Raw genomic sequence first — 15,733 nt, 5'->3', positions numbered from 1 at the left:
CTTAGGAGAGCAGGATGAAATTCAGTGAACAATGGCTGCGTGGCTGGGTAAGCCCGCAGGTAAATCGCGACGAGCTGGTTGCTCGTCTGTCGATGGCCGGTCTTGAGGTCGATAGCGTTACGCCGGCCGCCGGTGAGTTCAGTGGCGTGGTAGTGGGCGAGGTGCTGAGCACCGAGCAACACCCGGACGCCGACAAGCTGCGCGTTTGCCAGGTCAGCAGCGGCGCGGAGACCTTCCAGGTTGTGTGCGGTGCGCCAAACGTGCGCCCGGGCCTGAAGATCCCGTTCGCCATGATCGGTGCCGAACTGCCAGGCGATTTCAAAATCAAGAAAGCCAAGCTGCGTGGCGTTGAATCCAACGGCATGCTGTGCTCCCAGGCTGAGCTGCAAATTGGCGAAGGCAACGACGGCCTGATGGAATTGCCGGCCGATGCGCCGGTCGGTCAGGACATTCGTGAATACCTGAACCTGGAAGACGCCAGCATCGAGGTCGACCTGACCCCGAACCGCGGTGACTGCCTGTCTCTGGCCGGTCTGGCCCGCGAAGTTGGTGCGCTTTATGCTGCCCCGGTGGTGCGCCCGGCCATTGCCAGCGTTCCTGCCGTGCACGACGAAGTGCGTTCGATCGAAGTACTGGCGCCGAACGCTTGCCCGCGTTACCTGGGTCGCGTGATCCGTAACGTTGACCTGTCCAAGCCTACACCACTGTGGATGGTCGAGCGCCTGCGTCGCGCCGACGTGCGCAGCATCGACGCCGCCGTCGACATCACCAACTACGTGATGCTGGAACTGGGCCAACCGCTGCACGCATTCGATCTCGCCGAAATCAATGGCGGCATCCGCGTGCGCATGGCTGAAGATGGCGAGAAGCTGGTGCTGCTCGACGGTCAGGAAGTCAGCCTGCGTAGCGATACGCTGGTGATCGCCGACCACACCCGTGCCTTGGCTATCGCCGGCGTCATGGGGGGCGAGCACAGCGGCGTCAACACCGCGACCACCCGCGATATTTTCCTGGAAAGCGCGTTCTTCGACCAGATTGCCGTCGCTGGCAAGGCGCGTTCCTACGGCCTGCACACCGACGCTTCGCACCGCTACGAGCGTGGCGTGGACTGGAAGCTGGCCCGTGAAGCCATGGAGCGCGCTACTGGCCTGCTGCTGGACATCACCGGTGGCGAAGCCGGCCCGATCGTCGAAACCGTCAGCGAGCAGCATCTGCCGTCGATCGCACCGATCACCCTGCGTGCCCAACGCATCACCCAGATGCTGGGCATGGAAATGGATTCGGCCGAAGTCGAGCGTCTGCTCAGTGCTTTGGGCCTGTCCATTACTGCCGAAGGGGCAGGGCAGTGGCGCGTTGAAGTGCCAAGTTTCCGTTTCGATATCAGCCTGGAAGTCGACCTGATCGAAGAGCTGGCCCGTCTGTACGGTTACAACCGCCTGCCGGTTCGCTACCCGCAAGCCCGTCTGGCACCACAAGCCAAGGCTGAAGCGCGTAGCGATCTGCCTGAGCTGCGTCGTCTGCTGGTGGCCCGTGGTTATCAGGAAGCGATCACCTACAGCTTCATCGATCCGAAACAGTTCGAGTTGTTTAATCCGGGTGTCGAGCCGCTACTGCTGGCCAACCCGATTTCCAACGACATGGCTGCCATGCGTTCGTCCCTGTGGCCGGGCCTGGTCAAGGCGCTTCAGCACAACCTGAACCGCCAGCAGGATCGCGTCCGCCTGTTCGAAAGCGGTCTGCGTTTCGTTGGTCAGCTGGAAGGCCTGAAGCAAGAGCCGATGCTGGCTGGTGTGGTGTGCGGTAGCCGTCTGCCGGAAGGCTGGGCGCAAGGTCGCGATGTCGTGGATTTCTTCGACGTCAAAGCCGATGTGGAAGCGGTGCTGGGCTTCGCCGGTGCACTGGATGCGTTCACGTTTGTGCCGGGTAAACACCCTGCGTTGCACCCGGGTCAAACCGCGCGCGTCGAGCGTGATGGTCGCCTGGTCGGCTATGTCGGTGCTATCCACCCTGAATTGTCGAAAACCCTCGGTCTCGACCGTCCGGTCTTCGTTTTCGAGCTGGTTCTGGCCGAAGTGGCTTTGGGCAAAATGCCAAAATACAGCGAGTTGTCGCGCTTTCCTGAAGTGCGTCGTGACTTGGCATTGATTGCGGCCACGGACGTGCCGGCCACTGCTGTGCTGGATGTAATCCGTGAAAATGCAGGCGAATGGCTCACGGACCTCAGGCTATTTGACGTGTATCAGGGTAAAGGCATTGATCCTGATAGAAAAAGCCTTGCGGTCGGCTTGACCTGGCAGCATCCATCGCGCACTCTTAATGACGATGAGGTGAATACCGCAACGCAAAACATCCTCACCTCGCTCGAACAAAGGTTGAACGCCACGTTAAGGAAGTGACGTATGGGGGCTTTGACGAAAGCTGAGATGGCGGAACGTCTGTACGAAGAGCTGGGCCTGAACAAGCGGGAGGCCAAGGAATTGGTCGAACTGTTTTTCGAAGAAATCAGGCACGCGCTCGAAGACAACGAACAAGTCAAATTGTCCGGTTTCGGCAATTTCGACCTTCGGGACAAACGCCAGCGGCCTGGCCGCAATCCGAAAACGGGAGAAGAAATCCCGATCACGGCTCGCCGTGTGGTCACCTTTCGTCCAGGGCAGAAGTTGAAGGCCCGAGTTGAGGCTTATGCTGGAACCAAGTCATAACGACGAACTACCCGTCATCCCGGGCAAACGCTACTTCACCATTGGTGAAGTCAGCGAGCTGTGTGCGGTAAAACCACACGTGCTGCGCTACTGGGAGCAGGAGTTTCCTCAACTCAACCCCGTCAAACGCCGCGGAAACCGCCGGTATTATCAGCGCCAGGATGTGCTGATGATCCGGCAGATCCGCGCGCTTCTTTACGATCAGGGGTTCACCATCGGCGGCGCACGCTTGCGTTTGTCCGGCGATGAAGCCAAAGACGACACCACCCAATACAAACAAATGATCCGCCAGATGATCGCCGAGCTGGAAGATGTTCTGGTGGTCCTCAAGAAATAAATTCCTGCTTTTAAATACTTCCAGTTTTCAAAAGCTTGCGATATATTCTTGAGCGTTCCTCGAGATGAGGGACAGAGTCAACGCCTAGTCGGGGCGTAGCGCAGTCCGGTAGCGCACTAGCATGGGGTGCTAGGGGTCGAGTGTTCGAATCACTCCGTCCCGACCATATAATTCAAGGGGTCGCGAGATTTTATCTCGCGACCCCTTTTTATTTAAAGTCGTTTTCCCCCCACAAAACCACTGGCTCTGGCTGGAATCTCAGCGGATATCAAGGAGCTGGTTGGTGTTCTGTCGCACTATCAGCGCACCAATAGAGGCCTGCATCTGCTTTATTTAAGTCGGTGACATTGCCTATGGCGGTTTCGGCGTTCATTGAGCCGGTGATACCTCAGACTCAAGGCATTTCCGCGTTTAACATTCGTCGAATGGTTATTGATGAACTACGTTCGCTGGGCATTGATAAAGTCTATAAATGCCCTCAAAGGCGAGGGCAGATAGCGTCTACCAGGGTAATAGAGAAACGGTCCGGTAAAGCTCTGCCACCATGGTTCCAGCACCGGTTCAAGTGCCCCACTTTCCAGATAGGGCTCAAGCCAGTCCTCAAACAGGTAGACGATACCCAGCCCATCAATCGCAGCCTGAACAGTCAGGTCCACGGCGCCTCCCACCCTGACAATCAACGGCCCAGTCGGGTCCACGCTCACGGTTTCGCCATGACGTTCGTACTCCCAGAGCGGCATCGCGCCACTGGGAAATCTGCCCCGCAGGCATGCGTGTTTCAACAGATCTCGTGGGTGCTCTGGTCGACCTCTGGCATCGAGACAAGCCGGTGATGCGGCCGTCGCGAAGCGTTGAAGTCGTGGGCCGATGGGGACTGCAATCATGTCCTGCTCAAGGCGTTCATCGTAACGAATACCTGCGTCACAACCTGCCGCAAGCATGTCGACGAAGTTCTCCTCGATCGTCACTTCCAGGCTGATGTCGGGATAGGTTTGCAGGAAGGGGGTAATGATCGACGGCAGCACAAGTCTTGCGGCGCTGGCAGGAACATTCAGCTTGAGGGTGCCTGAGGGGCGGTCGCGGAAGTTGTTCACCACATCAAGAGCCGACTCGACTTCGCCCAATGCGGGCACGATGCGTTCCATCAGCATTGCGCCAGCTTCAGTCGGAGCCACGCTCCGGGTGGTGCGATTGAGCAGCCTCACACCTAGCCTGGCTTCCAGGCGTCGCACCGCGTCACGGCGCTGGGATAGCGGACGGCGAGTCCAGGGCTGATTAGTTGGAGCTTTTACTAAGCAGCCCAGTAAGCGCCAGCGAATGGCTCGCGGTCGCCGTGAGACATTACGCTGACTGACGTCTAATCCAGTGATTTGCTCATAGTGCCTATCGGGATTGCGCCATGGTCGGATAGTCCGTGTAACCGCGATCCTCACCTTGGTAGAACGTCGTCGGGTCGGCTTCGTTCAGGGCTCTATTGTGTTTGACTCGCTCTACCAAATCCGGGTTGGCCAGGAACGCGGTGCCAAACGACACCAGATCAGCATCGCCTAAGTTGAGCGCCGTTCCGGCTCGCTCTGCGTCATAGCCACCATTGGCGATGTAGGTGCCACCGAAACGACGCTTTAGTTCTCTGAAATCAAATGGCCCTGCACCGAGTTCAACCACGTGAAGGTAGGCCAACCCATAGCGACTGAGCATCTTCGCCGCGTAGTTGAAAGTTGCTTGGGGATCGCTGTCGCTCATGGAGAAATAATTGAAGATTGGCGACAGGCGAACGCCTACGCGGCTGGCCCCGAAGACCTCGATGACGGACTCGACTACTTCCTTGAGAAATCGAGCGCGATTCTCTACAGATCCGCCGTAGGTATCGGTTCGGGTATTGGTGCCATCGCGTAGGAACTGGTCGATCAAATAACCGTTTGCACCATGGATTTCAACGCCGTCGAATCCAGCACGTTTTGCGTTTTCAGCACCTTGGCGAAAATCAGCGATCACGTCAGGAACCTCATCGAGATCCAGAGCTCGTGGCAATTCGTAAGACTTCAGTCCCTCAGGCGTATAGATCTCGCCATCAGCCTTGATCGCTGAAGGTGCTACTGGCAGGGCGCTGTTGATCTGCACCAATGGATGTGAGAGCCGTCCGACATGCCAGAGTTGCAGGAATATCCGTCCACCTTCTGCATGAACAGCGTCGGTCACTTGTCTCCAGCCGGCGATTTGTTCGGAGGTGAAGATGCCCGGCGTTCTCATATAGCCTTTGCCTTGTGCCGAGACCTGAGAACCCTCGGTGATGATGAGTCCGGCACCGGCACGTTGCCGGTAATACTCAACCACGGTGGGCGTCGGAGCATCACCTTCACCGGCGCGGCTTCGCGTCAAAGGCGCCATGACCATGTGGTTTTTCAGAGGGAGGGAGCCGATTTGTGCAGGGGACAACAGCAGGTCGAGATTGCTCGTGGTCATGATGTATCTCAGTAGGTGAGGATTAATAATTCGGGATTGGTGGGATGTTTAGCGGGGAGTCGTATCGACTGAAGGCGCGCCTCAGGGGCTAGCTCAGTCGTCCCTCCTGCCGCAGGCGTTCGCCGATGCGCTGTATCTCAGTTTCGCCCTGTGCCAGAGCTGCCCTGCTCGTGTGTACCGAGTAGTAGCCCGTCACCAGTTCGTGCGGATGCTTCACTGCTGAGCCCAGTACGAATGAGCATTCGCCTTGAGCCACGAAATCGATGTATTGCTCGGACTCCTCGAATACGGCGAGTTCGCCGGCATTGATCAGGCCCCCTGTGTCCAGCCGTCCTGCATTAACCGCGAGCCAGGCCACGGTGTGTCCGGACGGCGGGGTATACCGCCAGCGCTCGCCGTCTTTCAAATTCACGGCGAGATAGTTCATGTCACTCGGCGCTTCAATCAGGCTCTGCGCATTACCGTAGCGGCCCAGGAGCACGCGCGCCGGGCCTGATTGCGGAACTTGGGAGGGCGCAAGATAGACACTCAGCGCGGGGGCGTTTTCCAACGACGGCGGTAGTGCCACCCAGAGCTGGAATCCCTGCATTGAGGACTCGTTGGCTAGCGTAGCGTCGTGCCAAACCCCATTGCCGGCGCGCATCCACTCAACACCACCGGCAAGCAACACACCCGTCGCGCCAGTGGTGTCTTCATAGGCGACGTCGCCTTTGGTCATGAAGGTAACCGTCGCGATCCCTGAGTGCGGGTGCATGCCGAAATTGGACTTACCGCGACTGGCGTTCAAACTGAAAATATCAAGGAAAATGAAAGGCTTTAAAAGCTCGCCCAGATCGCCCGGGCTCATAAGCCGCGTTATAGGGCCATGGGTGCTGCCTTTAGTGCGATGGACAATGGCGCGTTGCAGAACAGCGACGGTGGCGGTCATATGTTTTCTCTCGGGGGTTTGAGCGCCTGGGCCCACCAGACAATGTCATCGAGCAGCGCTTTGGCTGTCTGGGAGGTCAAATGCAGCAATGCCTGAAGGATATGCGTCTTCGGATTGCTTTATTAGATGGCATAATTGGATTGAACCAATCCATTTAACGAAGGGGTGGCGATAAAGTGATTGACCTGAATGACGTCGCCTTGTTTGTACAAGTGGTACGCAACGGCAGCTTTGCCGAAGCGGCGCGGCAGCTTGGAATGCCGCCCAACACCTTAAGCAGGCGCGTTCAACAACTCGAGGCGCAGCTCGGCACACGGCTGCTGCAGCGCTCCACGCGCAAGCTCACACTTACCCATTCAGGTCAGGCTTTTCATGACCGCTGCTCTGGCGCGGTAGAAGGCCTGATCGATGCCGGACAGCAATTAATGACGGGAAACCAGGAGCCGAGTGGCATCGTGCGCATTGCGGCGATGGCTGATTTCTTCGACTTCTTCCCTATGGAATGGGTGGCCGATTTTCTAGCCTTGCATCCACGGGTTCAGCTTGACTTCGTGCTAAGTGATGCGCGCGCCGATTTGATCGCTGATCGGATCGACATTGCGTTTCGAGGGGGCACTTTGCAGGATTCGGGATACGTCGGTCGCCAACTCATTGGAGCAGGCAATGAAGGTTTGGTCGCCAGCCCCAAGTACCTCAATAACCGAGGTGTGCCCGCTACGCTAGAGGATCTGGTCAATCACGACTGTGTGAGTTTCGGCCATCCTAGCGGCGTCACCACGTGGCGTCTTAATGGGCCGAACGGTGTTGAGGAAGACGTGCAGATTACCAGCCGTTTCAATGGAAACACGGCTCAGGCATTGCGTAAGGCCACGGTGGCTGGCTTGGGTATTGCGTTGCTGCCGCCCACGATAGTTGATTTCGATCTTCGGGCTGGCCGCCTTGTGCCTGTGCTACCGCATTACCATCGCACTGGATACGGCCTGCATGTGCTTTATCCCAGTCGGCAACATTTGCCGTTGGCGGTATCAGCCTTTATAGGACTGGTGATGGAGAAGCTAAAAGTGGAAGCATTCCCAGCAAGGGTTTTACCTGAGCAGGTTTGACACGGTATTTGGGCTTATGACTTTCACACAGCGGGACGGGTAGTAATTTCCTCCACCATTAGTCACGTCATCTGTATTTACGGGTCGAGTGTTCGAATCACTCCGTCAAGACCATATTTCATGAGTACAATCAGATAGTTAAGCCGATCAGCTAGATCGGCTTTTTTGTGCCTGCGCAAAAAACGCGCAAAACTACCCGGTGATTTCGCTGATATTCAGGTCTGGAATTGCCTCAGACCAGACGATTTTTTCGTGGTCCCGTTGGTAGTTTTTGGTCATCCCCACGCTCGCATGCCCTGCAATTTTCCGCCCGTCCTTTCCGGCTTTCTTGTACAGGTGCAGTGACAGCGCTCGCACTTCGTGAAAGCCTGGCATCTCCTCTTTCTTCCATCCCGCGTAGCAGTTCGCCGCCTCCCTGGCCTCCTTGAGCGCTCGCGTCAAATACCGATCCTCAACCTTCGTCCAGTGGTCCTTGGTCTGCGCCTGTTTCTGTTTCGGGCGATCGGGCTTCCGGTGCATCAGGTGCGGTGACGCAGTGTCATCACGGCAGCGACTGATAACTGCCTGCAACTCGAGCGTCACTCGAAAGCGAATCCACACTGCGTCACTGGGCTTCGCCGTCTTCTTCTGCACCAGATAGAGGTATCCCTCCCGAACGCCATCAAAGCGCATATCGAGAATGTCGGTGTGGCGCTGGGCGATGATCAGGGTGAGGCCTCGCAAAATGGTCGATTGCTATCCCGCGCCGCGCTTGCTTGGTTTTGGAGGCGCGTCAGGACACTCATCGGCCCATCGCGTAACCGTCATGTCATTGAATTGCTCCCCCATGGTGTCGACGTGCAGGCAAGCGCCGTTCTTTGAGTAGAACAAGATGCAACGCGAGCTATCAAAAGAGCAGGTATCGACCTCGAAGAGCTTGCGTGCAGCCAGCTCCCGCTCCACGCCACTGTATTCATAGCCATCGGTGGTATGCATCCGCGTCGGCTTCCAGCCTTGTTTGACGAGCTTGGCCCTGGCCGCGACCAGGGGCTCACCGACGGCGATGCCTGCCGGTCCGCGCCTGTCATTTGTCGCCTGCGAGCCATCCGCAAACGTTGCGCTGGTGCCAATGCAATAAAGTACGACGAGCGCGAGGATCGAAGCCTTTATTTGACAATCCCTTCAGCCGATTTGTAGCTCGCCAAAAACTCTGAATACACAGAATCCTCCCTTAGCAAGGCCCGAAAATAGCGGACTGATATTGATGCCCCTAATCTGTCTCGGGACACTTGAAACCCCAGCCATCAATTATCATGTCTTTTACTTCTTCACCAGTGGTGCTGACGACTAGACAAGTTTTGTTTTTCTTATAATTGAACTCGCAATATTGCACCCCTTGGGTGCATCTTTCGACTTCAATAATACCCATGTTTTTAAGTATTACTGCGGTGCCAACCGGCTGCATCTCATTCGGTAAACTTGGCTTCCAGCCATGTTTGATCAATGCTTTCCGTGCATTTAAGAAGGACATTCCTTTTTTAATCGGCACATCTGTTGCGTTCGCAAGAACGCTAACGCAACAAAGCAGAATGCAAGCAATAGGGTGTAGTTTCATTTTGTAGTGCCGCCAAATTTCTTGTAGGTGGTTAAGACATCGTCATACGGCATATACGGTTGACCGGATGGATGTCCATTAAGTGGGCGATTCGCTTGGCCGGGGCCCATCGGTAAAGATTCCCATTGTCCAGATGCTTTGCGTATTGCATCGTTAATGTCGCCATTTACGAGTGAGTCGATCGCACGCACAGAGCGGAGAATTTCGACTGCAGTCAAGTCCTGTGTATGCGGTGTGAAGTCAGATAGGCCCATTGCTGAAATTCATTACTGTACTGTAGGCGGAGGCCGAGCATTCTGTAGTCTTCAACGATAAACAGAGGCTATTTATTCAATCTGCCTTTGTGCCGTTTCTGTGGCGATGGTATGCACCCTCGCCACAGGGCACGACGATTACTCCTTCAATTCGACGTGATCCAGTGCCTGGTTCACCGCCAGTTCACCGAGCATGACCACTTGCGCAATGCCCAGCAGGGTCTTGCGATGTGAGGTTTCCAGCAGCGCCGCGAAATTGGTGAGCATGAGGGTGGCCGAGCCGAGTGTTTCGCTTGCGTTGGCCAGCAAGGATTCAGTGTTGTACTTCGGATTGGCGAAGTACATAGGCTCGGGTTCGTTGGTGGAGGCCATGATCTGGGCGGCCGGGTTGAGGTAGTGGTCGAGGGCGCGTTCGGCGGCTTCGTGGAGCTTTTTTGAATCGAGGGATTCGTAGGGGGATGTCGGGTCTGTGGCAGGCGGATTGGGTGTAGGTTTGAACATGGATGAAACTCCTGATGCGAGTTTATTTAAATGGGAGCCATCACATTCGCTACCAAACGAATTAGGGTGATGGCCATACGCGGGTTGGTAGACCGGTCGCATCAGGAACCCGGCGCCCTCGAAAGAGCCCCGCGCATGGCCACCATAATAGGTGATGCCGTGCGCCGTGATACGAACGGGCTACCAAACCCGATCACTGTTTTTCAGTGACCGGGAAACGATAAAACCCGAGCCCAAAGCGCACAAGCCGGCGGATTCTGGCGTAGGCGTAGGCAACGACGCAAGGCGTTGTAGCCTCGATGAAGTAACACCGGATGTACTTAAACACGTAGCTAAACATCTAGGGTGAGGCGAGGGGATATACAGAGCTACGGCCTGCCTACGCACCAGGCTGGTAATATTCAGCAACTGCCGCCGCATAGGTGGCAACGGGTATCATTAGGCAGAACGGTGTTCCCGGCACATCAGACCACCACATTCCCTTACTACGACGAAAGAGCTAAATCCCCATGAAAATGACTGATAGCTGCACGTTTCAGATAACTGGCTGGGACGAGAAACCGTCTCAAGAACTTGAGGGCACTCCGAAACTCTCACACGCCAAAGTCACGCAGTCCTATGCTGGCGCCATCGAGGGAACAAGTAGCGTCGAATACCTCATGTCTTATAGCGTCGACGGCACAGCTAGCTTTGTTGGTTTTGAGCGGATTTGTGGTGTGGTAGCAGGTAAGAGCGGAACATTTGTTGTTCGGCATTCGGGATCATTTTCGGAGGGAAAGGCACGCAGCACTTGGAGTGTCGTGAAGGGGGCAGGCACGGGGGATCTAATCAATCTTAGCGGTAATGGTAACTACGTTGCTGGTCATGGTGAGCCGGCACAAGTGTCATTTGAATATTCGTTTGAACCTGACAGCTAAAGTGTATTGGCTGGACGCATCCCCGTTTCTGCCAAAGCTTATCCGAGGCTTTTGACGTGAACGAGGTTTTGAAGGGCTAAGGGTTGTGTGGATTCACGGTCGCAGTAACGACGATTGCCTGGAGATGACGAACACCATTCGATTGAAATGAGGTCGTCAAGGCGTGTCTACCGGACGCTTACGAAAGATCAGCCTTAAAGTCGTCAGCGTCATAATCGCAGAAACCCAGCGAGGCTGGAATTCCAGCCTCGCAGCGCCAAGACATTAATCCTATTTTTGGCTGAGCGCCGCTATCGATACTCCCGAAGCGACGAAGGTGAGTCCTGCCCCTACGTTCAGGCCATTTACCAGCCGTGGGCTCTGACGCAAAAAACGGGACAGTACAGTGGCAAATACGCCCATAAGTGCGAATCCCACTGCCGTAAGGGCGGCGAACCATATGCCGTACACCAGCATCTGCACGCTCACTGAGCCGCGTTGCGGGTCGACGAACTGCGGGATGAACGCAAGGACGAAAAAACCAGGCTTCGGATTGAGTGCTGCCGAGAGTAATCCCGTGAGGAAAATGCTCGGTAGTGATTGCCGAGTCGCCGGCTGGAAGCTAATCAGGCTACGGGAGCGCAGGACTTTTATGCCAAGCCAAAGCAAATAACCGGCGCCGATAAGTTTGACGACCCAGAAGGCAACGGCGGACGTCTGCATAAGCAAAGTCAGTCCTAGCGAAGCGGTTGCCACATGAAAGAGAATTCCCGCGCCGGATGCCATCCCCGACACGATAGCGGCGATCTTGCCCTGGCTGAGTCCTCGGCCTACGGCCAGCAGATTGTCCGGGCCTGGTGCGAGCACCAATAGCAAGCACGCGGCAGTATAGGCAAGCCAGATATTGATCGGAAACACGGCATTCTCCTTAAGCCTCACCGAGGCATCCATCCTCACGTAGCGCCAGAATGTGCCCGTACCAGGCTGCAAAGTCAAAGCCACTGCATTGGAGAGTAACTTCAACCGCCGATTGACTCGTGCGTCTTAATGCAGAGTCGCAATCCTTCGACTTTCTCCAATCCTGATCCGGTCAAGCGCCCGGTTTAGTGCGTCCAAGGCATCAAGGAGGGCCTTCGCCTCAGCTTCCCGGCCATCACCCCAAAGGCGTTCTGCCATTTTGTTCAGGGCCTGGATGGAGCGCTCAATTTCAGCAGCTGTCGCCGCTTTGCTTTCCGGTTGTTTCTTCAACATGAGTACCCTTCGGCAGGGAGGACGCGAATTAATTAAAAAGGGTCGCGAGATTTTACCTCGCGACCCTTTTTATTTGTCTCAGTTTTACTATTGATGCAATCAGCGCCGATCCAACCAAACCGTCTGCGCATTACAAAATTCCCGTACCCCAAAATGCGACAGCTCCCGGCCAAAACCGCTTTTCTTCACCCCACCAAACGTGACACGCGGGTCCGTCGCGCAATATCCATTGATGAACACACCACCAGTTTCCAGTTCACCAGCCATCTGCTCTGCCAGCTGAGCATTACCCGTGTAGATAGTTGAGGCGAGTCCGAATTCGCTGTTGTTGGCCAATTCCAGCGCATGGGCGGCGTCGCGTGCGGTGATGATCGAGGCTACCGGACCGAACAGTTCCTGTTTGAATGAGGTCATTTGGTCAGTGACGTCAGCGAAGACGGTGGGCTCGTAAAAGTTGCCGGGGCCTTCAGCTTTCTTGCCGCCCATCAGCAATGTCGCGCCTTCTTCCAGGGTGTTGCGAACCTGACGATCCAGTTCATCACGCAGGTCGAAGCGGGCCATGGGGCCGATGTAGGTGTCTGGGGCAAGTGGATCGCCGACGACCAGTTGGCGGGTGGCTTCGACGAACTTGCGGGTGAATGCCTGGGCAATGCCTTGCTCGACGATCAGGCGCTTGGCGGCTGCGCAGACTTGGCCGGTGTTCTGATAGCGGCCAATGACGGCGGCTTTGACCGCCTCGTCGAGGTCGGCATCGTTGAGCACAATGAACGGATCGGAGCCGCCCAGTTCCAGCACACACTTTTTCAAGGCTGCACCGGCCTGTGCGCCGATGGCAATACCGGCCCGGACGCTGCCGGTGAGTGTCACCGCGGCGATGCGTGGGTCGGCGATGGCCGTGGAGACGCCGTCCGGCGTGACGTTGATGACCTCGAAAACACCTTCGGGAAACTCAGCGTGTTTGAAGGCATCGCGTAATAGCCAGGCGCAGCCCATCACGTTGGGGGCATGTTTGAGGACGTAGGTGTTGCCGGCGATCAGCGCTGGAACGGCGCCGCGCAGGACCTGCCAGATCGGGAAATTCCATGGCATCACGGCGAGAATCGGCCCGAGCGGGCGGTATTCAATGCGTGCCTTGCCACCCTCGACCATTGTCGGTTCGGCGCTCAGCATGGCAGGGCCGTGTTCGGCGTACCACTGGCAAAGCTGCGCGCACTTTTCAATTTCACCGCGTGCCTGAGTGATGGGCTTGCCCATTTCCTGGGTGATCATGTTCGCCATCGTGGCGGCGTTGTCGCGCAATACCTGAGCCAGGGTGATCAACAGCTGCGAGCGTTGATCAACGGGTTTGCTGCGCCAGACGCGGAACCCGGCAGCGGCGCGCGACAATGCGGCGTCCAGGGTCGATGGGGATTCGAAAGGGTAGTGGCCGATCTGCTCGCCAGTGGCGGGGTTGATCGAAATGGCATGGGTGAGACTGGAAATTGGGGTCATGACACCGTCCTGCAGGGTGAGAATCAAAATGGCTGGTTCGCGCGTGCCAGAATGGCTTGGGCACGACCAATGACCGGTGCATCGACCATTTGCCCATCCATCACGAACACGCCTTCCCCGGAGCTGGCGGCATCGATGATGCGTCGCGCCCAGTGCAATTCTTCAGCGGTGGGTTGTAATGCCTGATGGATGATCGCCACTTGGCTCGGATGGATGCACAGTGCGCCGCCGAAGCCCATGTCGCGGGCAAATTCAACGGCGGCGCGCAGGCCGGTGGTGTCCTCGATCGAGGGGAAAACACCATCCAGCGCAGGCGCCAGCCCGGCAACCCGGGTCCAGAGCAATACGGCATAACGGGCGTGGCTGAGCACTTCATCGGCGGCGCGACTGCCGGTGGTCAGGTTCAGGTCCAGGCCCAGATCGAGACTGCCGAACGACAGCCTCTCGACACCTTGGGCGATGGCAATCGAGCCAAGTGCAGCCAAGCCTTTGGCGCTTTCGATGATCGGCCAGACCGGTTTGCCGGTGCTGCCTGCAGTGTGCACTTGCGCACAGGTTTCAGCCTTGGGCAGCAGAATGGCGGTCGCACCGGCATGGCGTCGGCAAAGATCCAGGTCTGCAGCGTGTGCCCAGTGATCCGGGGCATTTACGCGAACCAGAATCCGGGCGTCCGGGTGGTCACTCAAGAAGCGCTGCAGATTATCCCTGGCCTGTTCCTTGAGGTTTTCCTGTACGGCATCTTCCAGGTCGACAATCACCCGGTCCGCGCCGGTGGCGATGGCTTTGGGGATGCGCTCTGGACGCGTGGCCGGGACAAACAGGGCGGTGCGAACGATCGATGGATTCATGGGGTTTCTCCCTCGCTGAACTCGACTTCACCGATTTGTGCGGTGCCGTCCTGATTGCCCGCCCAAACCTGCGCCTTGCCGCTGTCGATCAGACGCCCGCCCACTTCGAAGGGTTGCGGTGAAATCAGCGGCCTGACACCCCGGAACGCGAAGCGCTTCAAGCGCGCGGTCGGGTGCGCTCTGGTGAAGGCACGCAAGTTGAGGGTGGCGATCAAAGGGCCATGCACTACCAACCCCGGATAGCCTTCGGTCTCTGTGACGTAGGGCCAGTCATAGTGAATCCGGTGGCCATTGAAGGTGACTGCGGAATAGCGGAACAGCAGGGTCGGTGAGGGTTCGACCTGGTCCCGCCATTGGCCTTCAGGGAGCGCTTCGGTGCCGCTCAGTTTAGGCGGTGTCGGTTCCCGGTAGACGATGTCCTGCTCATCTTGCAGGGCGCGTTGGCCGTCCTGGAAATACTCATGGCGTACCGTGACGAACAGCAACGACCCGGTGCGACCGTGCTTCTCTTCGACGTTGAGAATGGTCGATACGCAGGTCACATCCGCCTCTACCTTCAGAGGCTGGTAGAACTCGATTCGGCTACCGGCCCACATGCGATTGCGGTTGTGGGCTGGTGGCAGGAAGCCGCCGAGCGCGGGATGGCCGTCCGGGCCCAGTTCGCTGGCGGCAACCGGCTCCTGAAAAAACGCCCAGTGCCACAGCGGCGGCAGCGCTTCGCCAGGCAGTGGTGCAACTTCGCTCAAGGTGGCGGCAATGCGTTTGACCAGGTTGAAGCTGATCCGGTCCTGGCTTTCCTGACGACGTCCGATCCACGCTGAAAAATCGATATTGCTCATACATGTCGCTCCTGTCGGTCGGTGATCAGGCCAGGGCGGCCATTTCTGGAATCGCTTCGAACAAATCCGCCACCAGGCCGTAATCGGCCACCTGGAAGATCGGCGCTTCTTCGTCCTTGTTGATCGCCACGATCACTTTGGAGTCTTTCATGCCGGCCAGGTGCTGGATCGCGCCGGAGATACCGACGGCGATGTACAGCTGTGGCGCAACGATCTTGCCGGTCTGACCGACCTGCATGTCGTTGGGGACGAAACCTGCGTCAACCGCAGCGCGCGAAGCACCAACGGCGGCGCCCAGCTTGTCGGCCAGGGCGTACAGGTGTTTGAAGTTGTCACCGTTCTGCAGGCCGCGACCGCCGGAAACGACGATCCTGGCGGCGGTCAGTTCCGGACGATCGGACTTGGCCAGTTCTTCGTTGACGAAGCTGGAAGTGCCGGCGTTGTGAACAGCGGCAACAGCTTCAACGGCGGCCGAACCACCTTCAGCCGCCACCGGGTCGAAACCGGTCGCACGCACGGTGATCAC

16 protein-coding genes, 1 tRNA gene and 2 pseudogenes are annotated in these 15,733 nt (G+C 57.2%); 6 read left to right on the top strand and 13 right to left on the bottom strand.

Annotation, left to right across the window (positions count from 1 at the left end):
* Positions 1 to 14: 14 nt before the first annotated feature.
* The 4 genes from pheT to AC1DQM_RS29435 all read left to right on the top strand — a co-directional run bounded on the left by pheT (position 15) and on the right by AC1DQM_RS29435 (position 3,205).
* Positions 15 to 2,396 (top strand): phenylalanine--tRNA ligase subunit beta, encoded by a 2,382-nt coding sequence (pheT, locus tag AC1DQM_RS29450; RefSeq protein ID WP_477747229.1) that lies wholly within the window; start codon positions 15 to 17, stop codon positions 2,394 to 2,396.
* 3 nt (positions 2,397 to 2,399) lie between these two features.
* Entirely contained in the window at positions 2,400 to 2,702 is a 303-nt protein-coding gene (gene ihfA / locus AC1DQM_RS29445) for an integration host factor subunit alpha (protein ID WP_002553164.1), read from the top strand.
* Positions 2,683 to 3,039 carry a MerR family transcriptional regulator gene (locus AC1DQM_RS29440; protein WP_003179985.1) on the top strand — a complete coding sequence of 119 codons (357 nt, stop codon included), beginning with the start codon at positions 2,683 to 2,685 and terminating at the stop codon, positions 3,037 to 3,039. The genes ihfA and AC1DQM_RS29440 overlap by 20 nt, the downstream gene beginning before the upstream one ends.
* 89 nt (positions 3,040 to 3,128) lie before the next feature.
* A tRNA-Pro gene (locus AC1DQM_RS29435) sits at positions 3,129 to 3,205 on the top strand.
* A gap of 274 nt (positions 3,206 to 3,479) precedes the next feature.
* Here the strand turns inward: AC1DQM_RS29435 and AC1DQM_RS29430 are convergent.
* The 3 genes and pseudogenes from AC1DQM_RS29430 to AC1DQM_RS29420 all read right to left on the bottom strand — a co-directional run.
* Positions 3,480 to 4,289: pseudogene (locus AC1DQM_RS29430) on the bottom strand (LysR family transcriptional regulator); the annotation flags it as partial.
* Between the two features lie 133 nt (positions 4,290 to 4,422).
* On the bottom strand, positions 4,423 to 5,502 hold the full coding sequence (locus AC1DQM_RS29425) for an alkene reductase (protein WP_477747228.1): 1,080 nt from the start codon (positions 5,500 to 5,502) through the stop codon (positions 4,423 to 4,425).
* A gap of 88 nt (positions 5,503 to 5,590) precedes the next feature.
* A complete protein-coding gene (locus tag AC1DQM_RS29420; protein ID WP_064616816.1) occupies positions 5,591 to 6,430 on the bottom strand; it encodes a pirin family protein in 840 nt (279 codons plus the stop codon).
* A 176-nt stretch (positions 6,431 to 6,606) separates the two neighbouring features.
* Here AC1DQM_RS29420 and AC1DQM_RS29415 point away from each other — a divergent pair, with 176 nt between their 5' ends.
* A complete protein-coding gene (locus tag AC1DQM_RS29415) occupies positions 6,607 to 7,533 on the top strand; it encodes a LysR family transcriptional regulator (protein ID WP_064616817.1) in 927 nt (308 codons plus the stop codon).
* A 192-nt stretch (positions 7,534 to 7,725) separates the two neighbouring features.
* Here the strand turns inward: AC1DQM_RS29415 and AC1DQM_RS29410 are convergent.
* The 4 genes and pseudogenes from AC1DQM_RS29410 to AC1DQM_RS29395 form a co-directional block, all read right to left on the bottom strand.
* A pseudogene (locus AC1DQM_RS29410) lies at positions 7,726 to 8,247 on the bottom strand (site-specific integrase); the annotation flags it as partial.
* A 21-nt stretch (positions 8,248 to 8,268) separates the two neighbouring features.
* A complete protein-coding gene (locus AC1DQM_RS29405) occupies positions 8,269 to 8,508 on the bottom strand; it encodes a hypothetical protein (RefSeq protein ID WP_237229584.1) in 240 nt (79 codons plus the stop codon).
* A gap of 274 nt (positions 8,509 to 8,782) precedes the next feature.
* Positions 8,783 to 9,127: a hypothetical protein gene (locus AC1DQM_RS29400; RefSeq protein WP_230138936.1), complete on the bottom strand. Its 345-nt coding sequence runs from the start codon at positions 9,125 to 9,127 to the stop codon at positions 8,783 to 8,785.
* 392 nt (positions 9,128 to 9,519) lie between these two features.
* Positions 9,520 to 9,882 (bottom strand): DUF6124 family protein, encoded by a 363-nt coding sequence (locus tag AC1DQM_RS29395; protein ID WP_230138938.1) that lies wholly within the window; start codon positions 9,880 to 9,882, stop codon positions 9,520 to 9,522.
* A gap of 509 nt (positions 9,883 to 10,391) precedes the next feature.
* Between AC1DQM_RS29395 and AC1DQM_RS29390 the strand changes: the two genes are divergently transcribed.
* Positions 10,392 to 10,799, top strand: a complete 408-nt coding sequence (locus tag AC1DQM_RS29390; RefSeq protein ID WP_477747227.1) for a DUF3224 domain-containing protein — start codon at positions 10,392 to 10,394, stop codon at positions 10,797 to 10,799.
* A 270-nt stretch (positions 10,800 to 11,069) separates the two neighbouring features.
* Here AC1DQM_RS29390 and AC1DQM_RS29385 read toward each other — a convergent pair whose 3' ends face one another.
* From AC1DQM_RS29385 to AC1DQM_RS29360, 6 genes are all read right to left on the bottom strand, one after another.
* Entirely contained in the window at positions 11,070 to 11,696 is a 627-nt protein-coding gene (locus tag AC1DQM_RS29385; protein ID WP_026331974.1) for a LysE family translocator, read from the bottom strand.
* Between the two features lie 126 nt (positions 11,697 to 11,822).
* On the bottom strand, positions 11,823 to 12,029 hold the full coding sequence (locus tag AC1DQM_RS29380; RefSeq protein ID WP_192379283.1) for a hypothetical protein: 207 nt from the start codon (positions 12,027 to 12,029) through the stop codon (positions 11,823 to 11,825).
* A gap of 99 nt (positions 12,030 to 12,128) precedes the next feature.
* Entirely contained in the window at positions 12,129 to 13,520 is a 1,392-nt protein-coding gene (locus AC1DQM_RS29375) for an aldehyde dehydrogenase family protein (RefSeq protein WP_477747226.1), read from the bottom strand.
* 23 nt (positions 13,521 to 13,543) lie between these two features.
* Positions 13,544 to 14,368 (bottom strand): HpcH/HpaI aldolase/citrate lyase family protein, encoded by an 825-nt coding sequence (locus AC1DQM_RS29370; RefSeq protein ID WP_477747225.1) that lies wholly within the window; start codon positions 14,366 to 14,368, stop codon positions 13,544 to 13,546.
* The gene (locus AC1DQM_RS29365) at positions 14,365 to 15,207 is read right to left on the bottom strand and encodes an HTD2 family dehydratase (protein ID WP_477747224.1); all 843 of its coding nucleotides are present in this window, start codon (positions 15,205 to 15,207) and stop codon (positions 14,365 to 14,367) included. The genes AC1DQM_RS29370 and AC1DQM_RS29365 overlap by 4 nt, the downstream gene beginning before the upstream one ends.
* A 25-nt stretch (positions 15,208 to 15,232) precedes the next feature.
* The coding region (locus AC1DQM_RS29360; protein ID WP_477747223.1) for an electron transfer flavoprotein subunit alpha/FixB family protein at positions 15,233 to 15,733 on the bottom strand (501 nt) is incomplete at its 5' end.

The organism is Pseudomonas sp. 01L34 (assembly GCF_056400265.1).
The sequence above is the reverse complement of the archived record's forward strand: the minus strand, read 5'-3'. Positions and strand labels throughout refer to the sequence as shown.